The sequence below is a fragment of the Gemmatimonadota bacterium genome (assembly GCA_040388535.1).
Classification (GTDB): Bacteria; Gemmatimonadota; Gemmatimonadetes; order Gemmatimonadales; family GWC2-71-9; genus Palsa-1233.
This window is the reverse complement of the sequence record JAZKBR010000007.1, coordinates 56,855-72,050: the sequence shown is the minus strand read 5'-3', so window position 1 is coordinate 72,050 and position 15,196 is coordinate 56,855. Positions and strand designations below refer to the sequence as shown.

Annotated in this window: 17 protein-coding genes; 16 read left to right on the top strand and 1 reads right to left on the bottom strand. The window is 65.1% G+C overall.

Annotated elements, in window-relative coordinates:
• The first annotated feature begins 104 nt into the window (after nt 1-104).
• The 10 genes from V4558_13730 (at nt 105) to V4558_13685 (ending at nt 9,271) form a co-directional block, all read left to right on the top strand.
• Nucleotides 105-785, top strand: a complete 681-nt coding sequence (locus tag V4558_13730; protein MES2306564.1) for a dienelactone hydrolase family protein — start codon at nt 105-107, stop codon at nt 783-785.
• A 23-nt stretch (nt 786-808) separates the two neighbouring features.
• Nucleotides 809-1,789 (top strand): DUF1080 domain-containing protein, encoded by a 981-nt coding sequence (locus V4558_13725; GenBank protein ID MES2306563.1) that lies wholly within the window; start codon nt 809-811, stop codon nt 1,787-1,789.
• A 25-nt stretch (nt 1,790-1,814) separates the two neighbouring features.
• Nucleotides 1,815-3,227 carry an alpha/beta fold hydrolase gene (locus tag V4558_13720; protein ID MES2306562.1) on the top strand — a complete coding sequence of 471 codons (1,413 nt, stop codon included), beginning with the start codon at nt 1,815-1,817 and terminating at the stop codon, nt 3,225-3,227.
• The gene (locus V4558_13715) at nt 3,224-3,751 is read left to right on the top strand and encodes a hypothetical protein (GenBank protein ID MES2306561.1); all 528 of its coding nucleotides are present in this window, start codon (nt 3,224-3,226) and stop codon (nt 3,749-3,751) included. The genes V4558_13720 and V4558_13715 overlap by 4 nt, the downstream gene beginning before the upstream one ends.
• A gap of 42 nt (nt 3,752-3,793) precedes the next feature.
• Nucleotides 3,794-4,651, top strand: coding sequence for an alpha/beta fold hydrolase (locus V4558_13710; GenBank protein MES2306560.1), 858 nt, complete (start codon nt 3,794-3,796; stop codon nt 4,649-4,651).
• 47 nt (nt 4,652-4,698) lie between these two features.
• On the top strand, nt 4,699-5,805 hold the full coding sequence (locus V4558_13705) for a hypothetical protein (protein ID MES2306559.1): 1,107 nt from the start codon (nt 4,699-4,701) through the stop codon (nt 5,803-5,805).
• Between the two features lie 4 nt (nt 5,806-5,809).
• Nucleotides 5,810-6,406: a methyltransferase domain-containing protein gene (locus V4558_13700; protein MES2306558.1), complete on the top strand. Its 597-nt coding sequence runs from the start codon at nt 5,810-5,812 to the stop codon at nt 6,404-6,406.
• A gap of 182 nt (nt 6,407-6,588) precedes the next feature.
• Nucleotides 6,589-8,550: a Clp protease N-terminal domain-containing protein gene (locus V4558_13695; protein MES2306557.1), complete on the top strand. Its 1,962-nt coding sequence runs from the start codon at nt 6,589-6,591 to the stop codon at nt 8,548-8,550.
• Between the two features lie 155 nt (nt 8,551-8,705).
• Nucleotides 8,706-8,948 (top strand): ribbon-helix-helix domain-containing protein, encoded by a 243-nt coding sequence (locus tag V4558_13690; GenBank protein ID MES2306556.1) that lies wholly within the window; start codon nt 8,706-8,708, stop codon nt 8,946-8,948.
• The gene (locus V4558_13685; GenBank protein ID MES2306555.1) at nt 8,933-9,271 is read left to right on the top strand and encodes a type II toxin-antitoxin system PemK/MazF family toxin; all 339 of its coding nucleotides are present in this window, start codon (nt 8,933-8,935) and stop codon (nt 9,269-9,271) included. Before V4558_13690 ends, V4558_13685 begins: the two co-directional genes overlap by 16 nt.
• Before the next feature lie 16 nt (nt 9,272-9,287).
• Here V4558_13685 and V4558_13680 read toward each other — a convergent pair whose 3' ends face one another.
• Nucleotides 9,288-9,593 (bottom strand): hypothetical protein, encoded by a 306-nt coding sequence (locus tag V4558_13680; protein MES2306554.1) that lies wholly within the window; start codon nt 9,591-9,593, stop codon nt 9,288-9,290.
• 183 nt (nt 9,594-9,776) lie between these two features.
• On the opposite strand from V4558_13680, the gene V4558_13675 reads away from it, so the two are divergent.
• The 6 genes from V4558_13675 to V4558_13650 all read left to right on the top strand — a co-directional run bounded on the left by V4558_13675 (nt 9,777) and on the right by V4558_13650 (nt 15,172).
• Nucleotides 9,777-10,292, top strand: coding sequence for a DinB family protein (locus V4558_13675; GenBank protein ID MES2306553.1), 516 nt, complete (start codon nt 9,777-9,779; stop codon nt 10,290-10,292).
• 361 nt (nt 10,293-10,653) lie between these two features.
• The gene (locus tag V4558_13670) at nt 10,654-11,355 is read left to right on the top strand and encodes an aspartate/glutamate racemase family protein (GenBank protein MES2306552.1); all 702 of its coding nucleotides are present in this window, start codon (nt 10,654-10,656) and stop codon (nt 11,353-11,355) included.
• 42 nt (nt 11,356-11,397) lie between these two features.
• Complete coding sequence (locus tag V4558_13665) at nt 11,398-12,051, top strand: dihydrofolate reductase family protein (protein ID MES2306551.1); 654 nt, start codon at nt 11,398-11,400, stop codon at nt 12,049-12,051.
• Nucleotides 12,051-12,761 carry a hypothetical protein gene (locus tag V4558_13660; GenBank protein ID MES2306550.1) on the top strand — a complete coding sequence of 237 codons (711 nt, stop codon included), beginning with the start codon at nt 12,051-12,053 and terminating at the stop codon, nt 12,759-12,761. The genes V4558_13665 and V4558_13660 overlap by 1 nt, the downstream gene beginning before the upstream one ends.
• Nucleotides 12,758-13,330, top strand: a complete 573-nt coding sequence (locus V4558_13655) for a DUF6174 domain-containing protein (GenBank protein ID MES2306549.1) — start codon at nt 12,758-12,760, stop codon at nt 13,328-13,330. Before V4558_13660 ends, V4558_13655 begins: the two co-directional genes overlap by 4 nt.
• A 108-nt stretch (nt 13,331-13,438) precedes the next feature.
• Complete coding sequence (locus V4558_13650) at nt 13,439-15,172, top strand: serine hydrolase domain-containing protein (protein ID MES2306548.1); 1,734 nt, start codon at nt 13,439-13,441, stop codon at nt 15,170-15,172.
• Nucleotides 15,173-15,196 lie beyond the last annotated feature (24 nt).

The following is a 15,196-nucleotide window of genomic DNA, read 5'->3' as shown; positions in this document are numbered from 1 at the left end:
TCGCGGACCACGGCGGTGCCCAACCTCTGTCGCGAGGACTCGTGCGGCTTTCAGGGCTGAGTTTGCTTCCCCTGCCACTCCTCTTTGCCGCTTGCACCAGCGGAGTGCCGGCACCGCGTCGGCTCACTGGTCCCGGCGTTTCTCCCGCGGTGTGGGGCATCCTTGAAGTGCCCGCAGCACCGGGCCCGCACCCTGCCGTGCTATTGCTGCCAGGATCGTATGGCTGGCGCCCGGATTACGCGCGGTTCGCCAGGAGCTTTGCCGACTCTGGTTTCGTCGCGTTGGCCATCGACTATTACGCGGAGAGTGGTCGGGGCGCATCACCGACGGCCGAGGGCCGCAACTGGCCCGTGTGGCAGGCCACCGTCCGCAATGCCGTAGCCTACCTCGAGAACACACCAGCCGTCGCTGACATGCCTGTCGGAGTGGTCGGCTATTCCCGCGGGGCGTTCCTGGCCATCTCCGTTGCTGGCTCGACACCGGACATCAAGGCCGTCGTAGATTTCTATGGTGCCGGGAGCGACGCGGACCCCCCGGACGACCAGATACCACGGTTTCCACCCCTGCTGATTCTGCACGGCGAGGCCGACAGCGAAGTCCCGGTCGCGCTCGCGCATCGGCTGTTCGACCGGATGCGCGCCCGTGGTGGCGACGTCGAGATGCACCTCTACCCTGGCGCACAGCACGTCTTCAATGCCCCTTGGGCTCCGAGTTACTCGGAGCGGGACGCGATGGACTCCTGGCGTCGAACCATCGGTTTTCTGAAACGTCATCTCAAGCAATGACAGGTCGCCAACGGAGCCCGCGCATGCAGCAGCAAGACACGGTCGATCGCCCTCAGAAGAGACACCACCTCCTGATGGGGCTTGGGCTCGCGCTCTTCATCCCGTTGGCATCGCCGCGCACCCCGCCCACGCAAGGGGCACCGGTTGCGCCGCCCGCGATCGTCGGTCGCTGGGACCTCACGGTGCGTTCTACCGGTGGCTCCTATCCGTCGTGGCTCGAGGTCGAGTTGTCGGGGAACAGCACCCTCGTCGGCCGATTCGTCGGTCAGTTCGGCAGCGCGCGTCCGATATCCCGAGTGGAGTTCAAGGACGGCGCTGTGCACTTCGCGATTCCACCTCAGTGGGAACGCGGCACCGGTGATCTCGTCGTCGAAGGAGCGCTGGACGGCGGCACCCTCACTGGCTTCCTCACTGACCCCGCTGGGACACGCTCGCCATTCTCGGCCGTGCGGGCGCCTGCGCTCCGCCACGAGGCACCCGCGTGGGGAGCTGCAGTCGCGTTGTTCAATGGCAAAGACCTGACCGGATGGAAGGCCACCGGCCTGAACCAGTGGATCGTGAAGGACGGAATTCTCACGAGTGCCAAGCCTGGGTCGAATCTGATCAGCGAGGCCCGCTTCACCGACTTCAAGCTGCACGTTGAGTTCAGGGTTCCGAAGGGCGGCAACAGTGGCATCTACCTTCGCGGCCGTTACGAAGTGCAGGTGGAAGACAGCAAGGGGATGGAACTCGACAGTCATCACCTGGGCGGCGTGTATGGATTCCTGACGCCCAACCGCGACGCGGCGCTCGCACCTGGCGAATGGCAATCGTGCGACATCACCTTGGTCGGGCGACTCGTGACCGTCGTCCTCAACGGTGTCGCGATCATCGTGCAACAGGAGATTCCTGGCATCACCGGTGGCGCGCTCGACAGCGATGAGGGGGGGCCGGGGCCACTGATGCTGCAGGGTGATCACACGGCGATCGAGTATCGGAAAGTGGTACTCACCTCGCCGCGGTGAACGAGCTTCGTATCTTGCTTCGCGTATGCTGATTCCCGATCTGCTCCTTCTCGCCGCCGTGCTGGCGCTCGCGACGTGGCGGCTGATCGCGCCAGAATGGCGCGGGAGGGAGCGGATCGTCGCCGCCTGCGTGGGCTTCTGCCTGGTGGCGGCCAAGTGGTTTCTCCTCGGCTTCACCTGGCAGGATCTCCCTGCCTGTCTGCTGCTAGCGCTCTGCGCCCTGCCGCCGCTGCACACCGGCACCCTGATCCGACTGGCAGGTCGCATCGGTCTCGTCGCGATAGCCGCAGCATCCGTCGGCGTCTGGATCCTCCCTGCAGTCCCGACACTGCCGCCGCCAGATGGCCGCTACGCTGTGGGAACCGAGGTCTACCGCTGGACCGATACATCGCGCAGCGAGCCGCATACCGCCGACTCGAGCGACCGGCGCAGCGTGATTGCTCAGGCCTGGTATCCCACGACGCGCTCCGAGCAATCGGGCCATGGTGCGCGGCTCCCCTACATCGACGGCACTGACAACATGCCGAGCCAGGTCAGCGGCCTCCCCGGCTTCCTGCTGCATCGCTACGGCCAGATCGACTCCCACGCCGAGGCGTCGGCGCCGCTGGCAGAGAGCGCTCGGCCCTGGCCGGTGGTGATCTTTTCGCCGGGATACGGCGCGCCGCGCGCGGTCTACACCGGCCTGGTGACCCGACTCGCGAGCCGCGGCTTCGTCGTCCTGGTGCTCGATCATCCCTTCGAGTCGGGGGTGACGCAGCTGCCCAACGGCAAGGTGGTGGGAACTCAGGAGAACTTCGCGCCGGGCCAGCGGGACCGCACCCGCTACATGGCCGACCAGCAGCTCGTGCGGACCGCAGATATCCGTTTTGTCATCGACCAGATCGCGCGTCCGGACGTGTTGTCGCCGACGTTGCGGGGCGGCAGAATCGAAACCTCGAAGGTGGCGGTGATCGGCCACTCGTTCGGGGGAGCGGTCTCGGCGATGGTGCTGAGCGACGACCCGCGCGTCGTCGCCGCCGCGAACATTGACGGCACTCCGTATGGTGATCTGCCGGACCGCCAGTTGACCCGCCCCTTCCTGCTGCTGCAGAGCGACCTTATCGAATCCCCCCACGGCGACCTGTTCCGCAGCGGGAACGGCAAGCTGCTCGCGAACATGACCGCACCAGGCTTCCGCTACGAGCTGGTGCACGCGAACCACTTCTCCTTCACCGATGCGCCGTTCTTCTTCGCCCCGCCGGGTCGCTGGCTCCTGGCCCAAATGACGGGCGGCGAACGTGGGCCCGCGGCAACCCAGCAGGCCGCGGCCGACATCCTGGCGGCGTTCCTCTCAGGCCCGCTCACTGGGGTGTACGTTGATATCGCGGCGAGAATCGCCGGTTACCCCGACCTGCTGGGCGGGCCCGTAAATCCCGCACCGCAAATGGAGCCCAAGTGAATCTCGGCGTACCGTCCCGGCTCGTTGCCCTTGTTGCAGTTCTCCTGATCGCTGGTTGCAGGAACGGCCCTTCCGCGCAGCCTGCCGCGTCCGTTGATGCCAGCACGCTCGTCGGAGCGTGGCGCTCGACGATTGCCTTTCGAACTGGCCCGTTGGCCGGGATGAAGAATCTCGAGTTCCTGTATGCCTACAACGCGGGCGGCACCATGACCGAGTCGTCCAATTACGACGAAGCCGCGAACTCCTCGCCGCCGGCGTATGGTGTCTGGAAAGCGGTCAAGCCACGAACCTTCGAAACGAAATACCTCTTCTTCACGACGGCGACGCCGGATTCAGGTGATGCTGCAGTCAAGGGTGGCGATTGGTGGCCGGCTGGTCACGGAGTCCTCACCGAGACGATCACGTTGTCCGAGGATGCGCAATCGTACACCTCAACAATCAAGCTGACGATATTCGACAAGGCCGGGAAGCCGATCGCCGGTGATGGCGATGGCATCGGCACGGGCGTGAGAATCGTGTTCTAAAGGTGTGCAGCAGGAATGGAAACCCACTTTGAGGAGATCCGGATGCGAGCATTCCTTGGTCTGACTGTCGTAACGCTCACGGTGTCGTCCCTCTCCGCACAGGCGCCGCGGGCGATCAGTGCCGATCCACCGCGCGATCGTGCCCATCCAGCTCGCATGGAGGTGCTGCATATCCCCTCAGGCGGCGTGAAGATCAACGGGGTCGCCTATCTGGCCTCGGGCGCTGGCAGGCACCCCACGTTCGTGTTCTTTCACGGGCTCCCCGGCAACGAAAAGAACCTCGATCTGGCCCAGGCAGTCCGGCGTGCCGGGTGGAACGCCATCACCGTGAACTACCGCGGGTCGTGGGGCAGTCCGGGCGAGTTCCGTTTCGGTGGTAATCTCGAGGATGCCGATGCGGTGCTCGCGTTTGTGCGGGATTCAACCAATGCTCGGCTGCTTGGCATTGATGCACGGCGCATCGTCATCGCCGGTCACAGCATGGGCGGCTGGGTCACGGCGCTCACCGCCGCTCACCACCCGGAACTACGTGGCGCCATCCTGATTTCTGCGGCTGACATGGGTCTTTACGGCACCGTGCGGCGCGACTCACTGGCAGTCGAGATGGCCGACAATATGGAGTCACTATCGGGGGTCACTGCGCTGAGTATGGCCGAGGAACTCAATGCCGGTGCGGCACGCTGGCGATTCGATACTGCACCTCAAGGCCTGGCTCATCTCCCGATGCTGGTGTTGACGTCCGACGACGGGCTGGCGGCGCACACTGATCCGCTCGTGAAGCGCATGCGTGCACTGGGAAATACCCGCGTCACGACGGTGCATCAGCCGACCGATCACTCCTGGTCCGACAAGCGCATCGCGCTGCAGACGGCGGTGCTCACCTGGCTCGCGCGGCGCTAGCGGCGCAGCAGAAACAGAGGACGTACTCCCTGTCAACGGAGAGCTTCGTGCGGGCCATTCGGCATCTCGTGACCGGTCTCCTGATGGCGATCCCGGTTGCACTCGCAGGTCAGGGCGGCGCGCCCACCCTCACTCTCGGCAAGCCGCGGTTCACCACCGACCAGCTTGAGCTCGACCGGGTCCGCGGTGCCGGCCTCCTGCCGGACGGTCGCATCGCCATCGCGAATGCCGGCACATCGAACGTGGTCATCCTGAATCGACGCGGAACAGTGGACAAGCGCTTCGGCCGGGCCGGGGCGGGGCCGGGTGACTTTGGTGGCCTCGACCGGCTCACCACGTTCGGCGACACCATCGTCACCTGGGACGGGCTCCTGCTTCGGATCACGCTCTGGCGAGCCGACGGCACGGTGATCCGGTCGTTTTCTCCTGAGGCGCCTCCAGGTCTGAAAGGTCTGGTCTCGCTCGAGTCGATCAAGTCGCCTTCGGGCTACGTCGCGACGGTGCGCGTCTACGACAAGCAACCGCGGAACGGCGTTTATCTCAACACCGTCGCGCTCTTCGCCGCCGACGGCACGACTCGCACCTCTCTCGGCCAGCATCCGTGGACCTACAGTTATTTCTACGGCGAGAAGAGCGGCTCGGCCTCGTACGCGACCCCGTTCCTGGGGGAGTCTCTCGTTGAATCGGCAGCGGGAAAGATCGCGCTACTCACGCTGGGTGAAGCGCGCGTCGCGCTCCTGCACGCCGACGGAACTCGCGGCAGTGTCACCCTGCCGATCAAGCCCGTGACCGGGCGCGAACGCGCGAAGGTCTATGGGGATGCGATGATTGCCGCCGAGAAGGCTCCCGACCCGCAATGGGTGCGGAAGATCCGCCTGATGTTCGGGTCGGATTTCCCGATGGTGGAGCGGCAGGGTGTTGCGCAACGCGCGGTCGCTGTAGGTAGCAATGTCTGGTTCCAGGAGTTCCGGCAGCCGCAGGACTCGCTCGCGTCGTGGTGGATCGTGGATGCGCGGCATGAGACCCTCATCGGGCGGGTTGCGCTGCCTGCTACCGCAAAGGTCCTCGGCGGCAACGATCAACAGGTGCTGGTGCTGCGGACGGATGCGGACGGTGTCCAGAGCGTGGCCGTCTACGACACTCCGAGGCGTTGAGCGGGTGCCCACGCTCAAGGAGCAGTTTGGCGCGATCGACATCTACCTCTTCGATCAGCTCCTGCGTGGCAATGTCTCGCAGGGGATGACGATCTTCGACGCCGGCTGTGGCACCGGCCGGAACATCGTGTACCTGCTCCGCGAAGGGTACCAGGTATTCGGCGTCGATCCCGACCGCCAGGCGATCGACGCCGTCCGCCGGCTCGCGCCGCACCTGCCGGCTGACAATTTCCGGGTCGAGGCCGTCGAAGCACATTCGTTCCCGGATCGCTTCGCCGACGTGGTCATCATCAACACCGTCCTGCACTTCGCGCGAGACGACGAACATTTCCAGGCGATGCTGCACGGCTGCTGGCGGGCACTCAAGCCGGGAGGGCTCTTCTTCTGTCGGCTCGCATCCACCATTGGCGCTGAAGGGCTCGTCCGACGTCTGCACGATCGCTGGTACGCGGTGGCCGACGGCAGCGAGCGATATCTGGTCGACGAGGCGATGTTGATGCAGGTGACGCAGGAGCTCGGCGCCGAGCTCGTCGACCCGATCAAGACGACAGTGGTGCAGAATATGAGAGCGATGACGACGTGGGTGCTGCGGAAGTGGTAGGCGCCACCACGCTTTCGCCCTCCGAATTTCCGTGCTAGCTTGGATCCAGGCGCCCGTCGGAGCGCCCCCGGTCCGCGGGAAGGGATGGTCCCCTCCGATGTAGTCCCAGCAACGCAGGGCCCCGACAACTCTCTCTTTTCGGACCCACCTGGCGGACACGGGTCACCACGAAAGGAGATCCCATGTCCGGCACCCGCCGCACCCCCGGCTCGCGCGACCCCATCCCGGTCAGCTCGCGCCCCCTCCCGAACAATCCCAGTCTCGAGTACGAACGGAAGAACGCCAAGGCGTTCCTCAAGCAGCTACACGCTGGCGACGCCGCGGCGCTCACTCGCGTGGGGACGACGCATCCCGCCTCCCTGCGCGACCACGGCCCAGGTCAGCTGAAGCTTGCCGACGCACAGCATGTGATTGCGAGAGAGTACGGCTTCACGAGCTGGCCCCGAATGGTGGAGTATTTCGAGGAGCTGGAAAGGCATCGGAACGCCCCGCGCTATAACGTCGACAACTACGGGGTCGACCGATTGGAATCCTTTGCCCAGCAGGTGGTGCGCGGGCATCAGGGTGGCAATCCGCTGGTGGCGCGGCAGTTCGCGCATTTCGTTCCACGCTTCTTTGCGCGGCCGATCGGAGAGATTCTCGCGACACCCATCACCGACGACGAGGCTCGGCTGGTAGTGGCGCGCCAACGCCGGCGGGCCAGCTGGGATGAACTCATCCTTCGCGGGCAGGACCCACGACCGGGTGGCGGTGACCACGTATGGGACCTTGCGAACACTCCATTGGCGCGCGCTGCGCACGCGGTGAAGCATCATGACATCGCTGGGCTGACGGCCCTGCTCGATGCGCACCCAGAAGTGCTCACCCCATCGATCGCCGACCGTGAATGGCGCAATACCCTCGGACCGAAGGCGCTTCGGGCTGAGCGCGACGCGACAACCCCCGACGCCCGGCACGTCACCGAACTGCTTGCTGCCCGCGGCCTCGACCTCCAGCATGACCTCAATGAGCTCCTCCTCGGCTGGCCTCACGACGGCGGGTTTCCGGCTCGCCCGATGCCGGCGGAGACCGTGCGCTGGTACCTCGATCGCGGCGCCGACCCGGATTGGCTGCCCCCCAGCGGTATCCCGATCCTCGAATACGCCATCGTTCGCTACCGAAATCCCGCCGCCGTCGACCTGATCGCTGCCCGGGTGACTCCTCGGTCGGGACTCTGGATCGCAGCGGGCCTCGGTGATGTCGCGGGTATCCGTCGTTTCACGGCGGGGCGGGGGCGGCTGACTGCCGAAGGGCGCCTCAATCGACCGGACCTGATGGCACTGGCCAGCCCGACGGGCTACCCGCCGCCGCTGCATGACGCCGATGATCTCGAGATCATGTACGAGGCGTTCCAGATCGCCGGATGGAATCAGCGGTGGGCGTCGATGGATGCCCTGCTCGCAGCAGGATTCTGTGTGGACTATTCACCATTTGGATGGCCGTTGATTCTCGATGCCGTGGAGAACCTGACAGTGTCGCTCGCCGAGTATCTCGTCAGCCGCGGCGCCGACCTCGACCGGGAATGGCCGAATCACGGCTCCGCGCGCGCGGCTGCCAGGTCGCTTGTCAAGAACCTGCACGATCCGAGGCAGGAGTCGGTCCGACAGCTGCTCGCGATCTGTAGTGCGGGTCCGCTCGAAGAAATTCAGGCGGCGCTCGACGCGACCCGGCCATCGCCACCTCCGATGAACGAGATGGCGACCCGTGTGCTGCAACTCGCTGCCGATGACGCCGCACGCCAGGGGCAGGGGTCGATTATCGTCGAGAACATCCTCATCGGCGTGCTCAGGGTACAGGAGGGAATATTCCTCCAGTTCCTGTTTGGCACTGACGCGGATATGCCGCTCTTGCGCACCCGGATGGGTAGCAGGCTACTGCCCGACCTCGACCCGCTTCTCGGTGAGGAACTGCACAGAGACGCAGAGGCCGAGGTGGCGTTCAACGTGGCGACGCGCGAAGCAGATTCCCGCCGCCGCCCGGGGGTCGGCCCGTTGCATCTCTGGTACGCCGTGATAAGCCAGGAGGTCGGCGACGGTGCGCGCCTGCTCCTGGAGGTGGGGACAGACTTGGCCAAGCTAGGCGAACGATTGAGGTCGGCGTTGTAGCGGAAGTGTTCACGTGCCGTTTCGAAGTACCAAGCGATACGCGCGTCCCAAGCCATCTTTCGAACCATGGCCCATTCGTTGAGAAATACCGGGTTTGTTGCACCGGCTTGCGGTCGTCCGCTGGTATGACATATCATCATACCAGGGAGGAGGCCATGGCCAAAGCGAAGATTGCCGTCACACTCGACGAGCCGGTGCTGACTCGGCTCGACCGCATGGTGCAGGGAGGGTTCTACCCGAACCGCAGCCAGGCGATCGAAGCCGCAGTCCTGGAGAAACTCGATCGCCTGGAACAGCATCGACTCGCGGCCGAATGTGCAAAGCTCGATCCGGCGTCCGAGCAGGCACTCGCTGAAGAAGGCCTCGGCGCGGATGTGGGCGCATGGCCCGCATACTGAGAGGCGAGATTCGATGGGCCGACCTCGACCCAGGTCGCGGTCGGGAGCAAGCCGGCTTGCGTCCGGTCCTGATTCTCAGCCAGGATGTCTTCAACGAACGGTCGGGCACGGTCATCGCCCTAGCGCTGACCAGCCAGCCGCAGCGAGCGGGTTTCCCGCTGACCCTTGAACTCGCTTCCTCCACGCTGCCGAAGCAATCCTGGGTCAAGATCAGTCAGATTCGCACTCTCTCGGTGGAACGTATCGGCAAACGGCTTGCGAAGGTATCACCAGAAGAACTCGCAACCGTCGTCGAAGGGCTCAACGAGATAATCGGGACCTAGACGCTTCCCAGCTGACTCACTCCTTGTGCTTCACGTGCATGTTCGACTCGGTGACTGCATCCTCGCCCTCGACCGGATGATCGTGGCGCGCCAGATCCTTGGTCAGTCGATTCTTCTCGCTCTTCATGTCGGCATCATCGTGCTGCTCGCGGCCCTCGAACATCCGGTCCTTACCCTTGTCGTCGTGCTTGGCAATTTCTTCGGGGTCGTGCCCGGGGTGGTTATGCGACTTGGCCTCGGTGGGGGCCTTGTCTGATTCGGCTGCGGCATCGAGCGCCTTGTCGCTGGCGCTGTGCTTGTAGCCGCTCTGGTCCTTGCTCATGATTCGCTATCCTGGTTGAGGCGCATTGTCATCCGGCATCCACTCGCGGGGACGCGGTCGAGGCGCCGTGTGAACACATGGCGCAGGAACCTTTGCCAGGCCGGCTGCGAGGTAGGTTTCTGTCGTTAGCGCGCTGTGGCACATGACATGGTCGGCTGGCCAGCACAGGGGAGTCCAGGAGACATGGCAAATACCGAGTGGTGGCAGCGTGGCCCGGTCGAAGGGGTCCCTGCCGTCCTGCAGCCAGTTGCGCACATCCTGCTGCAAGTGCGCGAGAGTGTCGGCGAGATCGTGGAGCCGTTGACGGAGGAGGAATGGAACGCCCGCCCCGCTGGCGTGGCCTCCGCCGCATTTCACGTGCGCCATATGGCCGGCGTCATCGATCGCCTCTTCACCTACGCCCGCGGCAACGCACTCTCGGCAGAGCAATTGGCGTCGATTCCGTTGGAGGGTCAGGAGCTTCTCACTGCCGACGTCGCGACAGCGCTGGGTGTACTGTCTGCGCGAGTCGACGCGGCCGTTGCTGAGCTTCGCGGCATCGATGTCACCACACTCGGCGACTTCCGCGGGGTAGGGCGGGCCCAGCTCCCCTCCACGGTCATTGGCTGCCTCGTGCATGGGGCAGAGCACGCGATGCGCCATGTCGGGCAGCTTTCTGTGACCGTTCGGGTGGTGCGGTCCGGCAAGGATCAAACCTGAGTCAGCGCGAGCGCATCACCGGGGATAGCTGATGGCTGCGAGATTCACCGTTGGCGACTGCGTGCGGGTGCCGGACGGCCGAATAGGCCGGGTGCGTGAGCGCGTTGCTCTGCAATGGCGCGTCCGTGTCCGCCGCACCACCAGCGCGAGCAACCAGTTCCTGGTATTGTCGCCGAGTCAGTTACGCCGCGTCCAGACGCCGGAGGGATGGATGAGCCCGGCAGGATACCGTAGCTACCTGAAGACAACACTCTCGAAGTTGCGGGCTCGGCGTCGGGAGGGGTGATGTCGCCATTCAACCGCCGTTTGCGCATTGATCGGGGAGTCCCTGAATAGCGACCCAAACCCTGCGGAGAAGGCGATGAAGAAGCTCGGCCTGGTAGGCGGAATCAGCTGGGTCTCCACGATCGACTACTACCGCCTGATCAATCAAGGCATCAATGCGCGCTGCGGCGGCCTCACCTTCGCCCAGTGCGTCATCGAGTCGCTGAACTTCGACGACTTCACGCGGAACAATACGGCTGGCAATTGGGACGCCACCTATCGGCTCCTGGCTGATGCCTGCGCCACCCTGACCGGGGCCGGGGCCGAGGGGATCGTCCTCTGTGCCAATACCGCGCACGCCGTCTCCGATCGGCTCGAGCAGGAGCTGTCGGTGCCGCTGATCCATATTGTCTCCGCGACAGCTTCAGCGATCACCGCCCGTGGGCTGACCCGAGTGGGCTTGCTTGGCACAAAGTTCACGATGGAACTGCCGTTCTACCGTGAACGACTGCGCCATGCCGGGATCGAGGCAATGGTGCCTGGCCGCCAGGAGACCCGGGACTTCATCCAGCGGACCATCCGCGACGAGCTGGGCACAGGCGTCTGCCTGCCGAAAACGAAAGCCGCCTACCTGACGATCATCGATGAACTCATCGCCGAGGGCGCGGAGGGGATCGTGTTGGGCTGCACCGAGCTGCCATTGCTGCTTTCAGCCGCCGATACCACCGTACCAGTCTTCGACACTACTCAGATACACGCGGCGGCCGCAGTAGATTTCGCCCTGTCGGAGGACAGCTAACCTCGAAGTCGCCCATCTGGTGGCCGCACGGAGTGGAATCACATGTCACGAGTCCGCGTCGCAAGCTTCTCCATCTCGCTCGACGGCTATGGAGCCGGCCCTCAGCAGAGCCTCAACAATCCGCTTGGGCTCGGCGGGACAGATCTCCACCAGTGGGTCTTTCCAACCCGCACCTTCCAGCGGATGCTCTTCGGCAAGGACGACGGTACCACCGGCGTCGACGACGACTTCGCCGCGCGTGGCTTCGAGAACATCGGCTCCTGGATCCTCGGGCGGAACATGTTTTCCCCCGATCGCGGGCCCTGGGCGGACCTGAACTGGAAAGGGTGGTGGGGCGACGACCCACCGTATCACGTGCCGACCTTCATCCTGACGCATCACCCTCGCGCATCCATCGAGATGGCAGGCGGCACCACCTTCCATTTCATCACCGGCGGCATTCACGAGGCGCTCGAGCGGGCACGCGAGGCGGCCGGGAACAAGGATGTGCGCATCGGCGGCGGCGCGAACACCATTCGGCAATATCTTCGAACCGGCCTCATCGATGAGATGCACTTCGCGATTGCGCCGGTGCTACTTGGCACAGGAGAACGGCTCTTCGAAGGCGTCGATTCGCGCGCTCTGGGATACGAATGCGTGGAACTGGTACCGTCGGAGAAGGCCACGCACGTCGTCCTGCGGCGCCGGGGTTCCTGATGTCCGATGGTCCACGGATCTACAGCGACGAAGAGTTCGCGCTCGTGCTGCGGAAGGCGGCGGAACTGGGGCGGCAGGCGGAGCCAGCGCTCCCATCATCTACCGGGCTGACGCTCACCGAAATGAAGGCCGCGGCTGCGCAGGTCGGCTTCGACCCCGCGCTCGTCGAGCGCGCGGCACGGATGCTCGCCACCACGGTCGCGCTCTCTCCGTTCGAACGGCTGATCGGTGGACCGATGCGGCACGAACGCCAGACCCGTTTCCCCGTCATGCTCGACGACACGACAGCGGCTCGGCTGCTGTCAGCCGTTCGTGTCGGCTCGAGTCTCGCTGGCCGGCAGGATGTCGGGCACTCCAGTGCAGTAGGCATGACCTGGCACGACGGTGGCGACACCCAACCACTCAGCGTCACCGCACGCCCCGACGAGAGTGATGTCGGCGTGTCCGTCGTCCTCGACCGCCGCGGCACCCTCGGCATGGTCGCGCTGATCTCCGGAATCCTGATCTTCTTCACAGTGATCATTGCGACCTTCGCGCTGTACCCTGTGGCTCCGGCGCTTGGGATTGGCGGTTTCATCGCTGGAGTCACCAGCATCCTCACTGTCGCACGTCGCTACTGGGTATCGTCGACACGCAAGGCGCGCGAACGGATCGGTGTCGTGATGGATGCCATCGATCGGACGCTCATGCGACCGGAGTCGAAACCGTGAGCCGCGTGGTCACCAAGCTCACGCTCGCCTTCGCCGGCTTGCTTGTGGGCGGACCCCTCCACGCGCAGGTCAGTACCCTCCTGCCTGAGCACGTCCGGGATTCCACCGTCGCCGCTGAGGCCCGAACGCCTGCCGTGCTCCGCGTGCGCCAGCGCTATCTGGACTCGCTCGCCGCCGGGCGGCGGCGCTGGGCTGCTGCCGGTGTGATCGAGTACCAGATCCAGGCACACCAGGAATGCTTCTGCTTCGAGGAACCGGACTCGACGACACCGCTCCTACTGGTAGTTGTCAGGAACGGCAAGATTGTTGGTCGGGCCACCGGCCGGCCGGCGGATGGAATTCCCCAGCTCACGACGATCGATTCCCTCTTCGCGTTTGTCGAACGAGACCTTGTTGATCCTGGTCGCATCGTGGATCGGCTTCAGCTCGACCCACAATTCGGCTTTCCGCGTGACTACCTGGCCTTGACCGCGAACATTGCTGACCTCTCACTGCGCATTCGCGTTGACAGCTTTGCAGTTGTTCAGGCGAAAGCAGGCGTAAAGCGGGCGCGAGCCTACCAGCCGTAACTGCGGGTCCGGTACACCCACCGCATCTTCACACCGTCTTAACTCGCGCGCCCTAGCTTGCGTGACGTTCGCTCTTGGCAACGTCCCGCACGCGGTGAGGCAGCAACAATGTTCAAACGCAGACTCACACTTCTCGCCGGTCTCTGCACCATCCTTGCCACGGCCCCGGCAGCGGCGCAAGACGGTCCACCGCCCGAGGTCCGCGCCGCGATCGACGGCGTCCTCGCGATGCTCCGCGCTTCGGACGATGCGTCGCTCGCCACGTTCGCCGCCGATCATCTCGCGCCATCGTACCGGACCAGCTTCGCGGGCGACGCGCTCACCCGACATCTCCGCTCGCTGCGCGACGCAGCCCGCGGCCATCTCGACGGCGTCGGCGTGGAGCGCGGCGACGATGATGTGCTCATCCTCATGCTCGGCGGTGAACAAGGGGTGAAGGTCCGCCTCGCGCTCGGCGACGGCGGTAAGGTCACCCGGCTCGAGCTCGCACAACCGGTGAAAGCAGGGCCGACCGAGCAGCCGGCGCCTCCGAAACAGATCAGCTACCCCCCGGCGACTCGCGCCGATGCGCGGCCCTTCCACGTCCGCGCGCTTTTCGGAGTTGGCAGCATCTCCCTCGACTCGGCGATGACGCTCTTCGACCGGCAGCACTTCAGTGCGGCCTACCTCAAGTCGACCACCCCCGCAGAGCGGCGAGCGCTTCTGGGTCAGGTGCGCGAGGCCGCGGCCGCCGCGGGCAACGTCCGCGCCAATGAGGATGCGTCGGGCGTCCATATCCAGCTCGAAGGTCCAGGCTCACCGGGCGTGATGGTGGACTTCACCATGGAAAACGCGACGCCATTCGGCATCGCGACGCTTCATCTCCGTGCCATGGGTGCCGCCGACCGTCCGCCCGCTGCTCCACCGCTGACCTGGGACGGGTTGGCCGCGCGGCTGCGTGAAGCGGAGGCCGCTGGTGTGGCGGGGCAGATCTATGCCCACAGGGCCGGACAGGATGCCACCCGGACGACCTTCGGCATCGCCGATCGCACGTCCGGGGCACGAACGACTCCAAACCTGATCTACTGCATCGGCTCGACCCCGATCGATTTCACGATGACTGCCGCCAGCCTGCTGATCGAACGTGGCCGCCTCGGCCTCGACGAGTCGATCGCGAAGTACTTGCCGGATGTCCCCGCCGACAAGGCACCGATGACCATCCGGATGATTCTCGAGGGCCGCTCCGGGCTGCCGAACTTCCATCATCGTGAGGGCGATGCCGATCCCGACCTGACCTACATCGATCGCGCGACTGCACTGCGCCGCATTCTCACGCAGCCCCTGCTGTTCGCGCCGGGAGCGCAGCGGCAACCATCGCACTCGTCGTTCGCGCTGCTCGCGGCCATCATCGAGTCGGTGAGTGGCAAGAGCTATCCCGAATTCGTGCGCTCCGAGATCCTGAAGCCGCTGGGTATGACCCGGACGGGGTTCTACGGCGAATCGCTCGGCCTTGCCGACCACGAATTTGCGCCAGGCTACGGCACCAGGAGCCAGGGCACCCCGAATATCCCGCCCAAGTGGGGCCCGGTCTCCTGGCTGGTGATGGGGAGTGGCGGGATGTTCTCGACCCTTGATGACCTGCGCCGCTACTACGACGGCATGGCGCGCGGTGCACTCTTCGCGGATCACCACCCGGTCAATCGCCTCGGCTCGGTGGTCGGGGGCTCCGACCGCGGCTTCATCTTCACCCGCACCGCGAATGGGGCGGGCGACGAGGTCTACCTGCTCTCGAACACGGAGCAGGGGCCCGCGACGCAGGCGTTGGTAGAGAGCCTGATGAGTCTGGTGCCGCTGCGGCGGTAAGAAATGGAGTGCAGTATGCTTCAG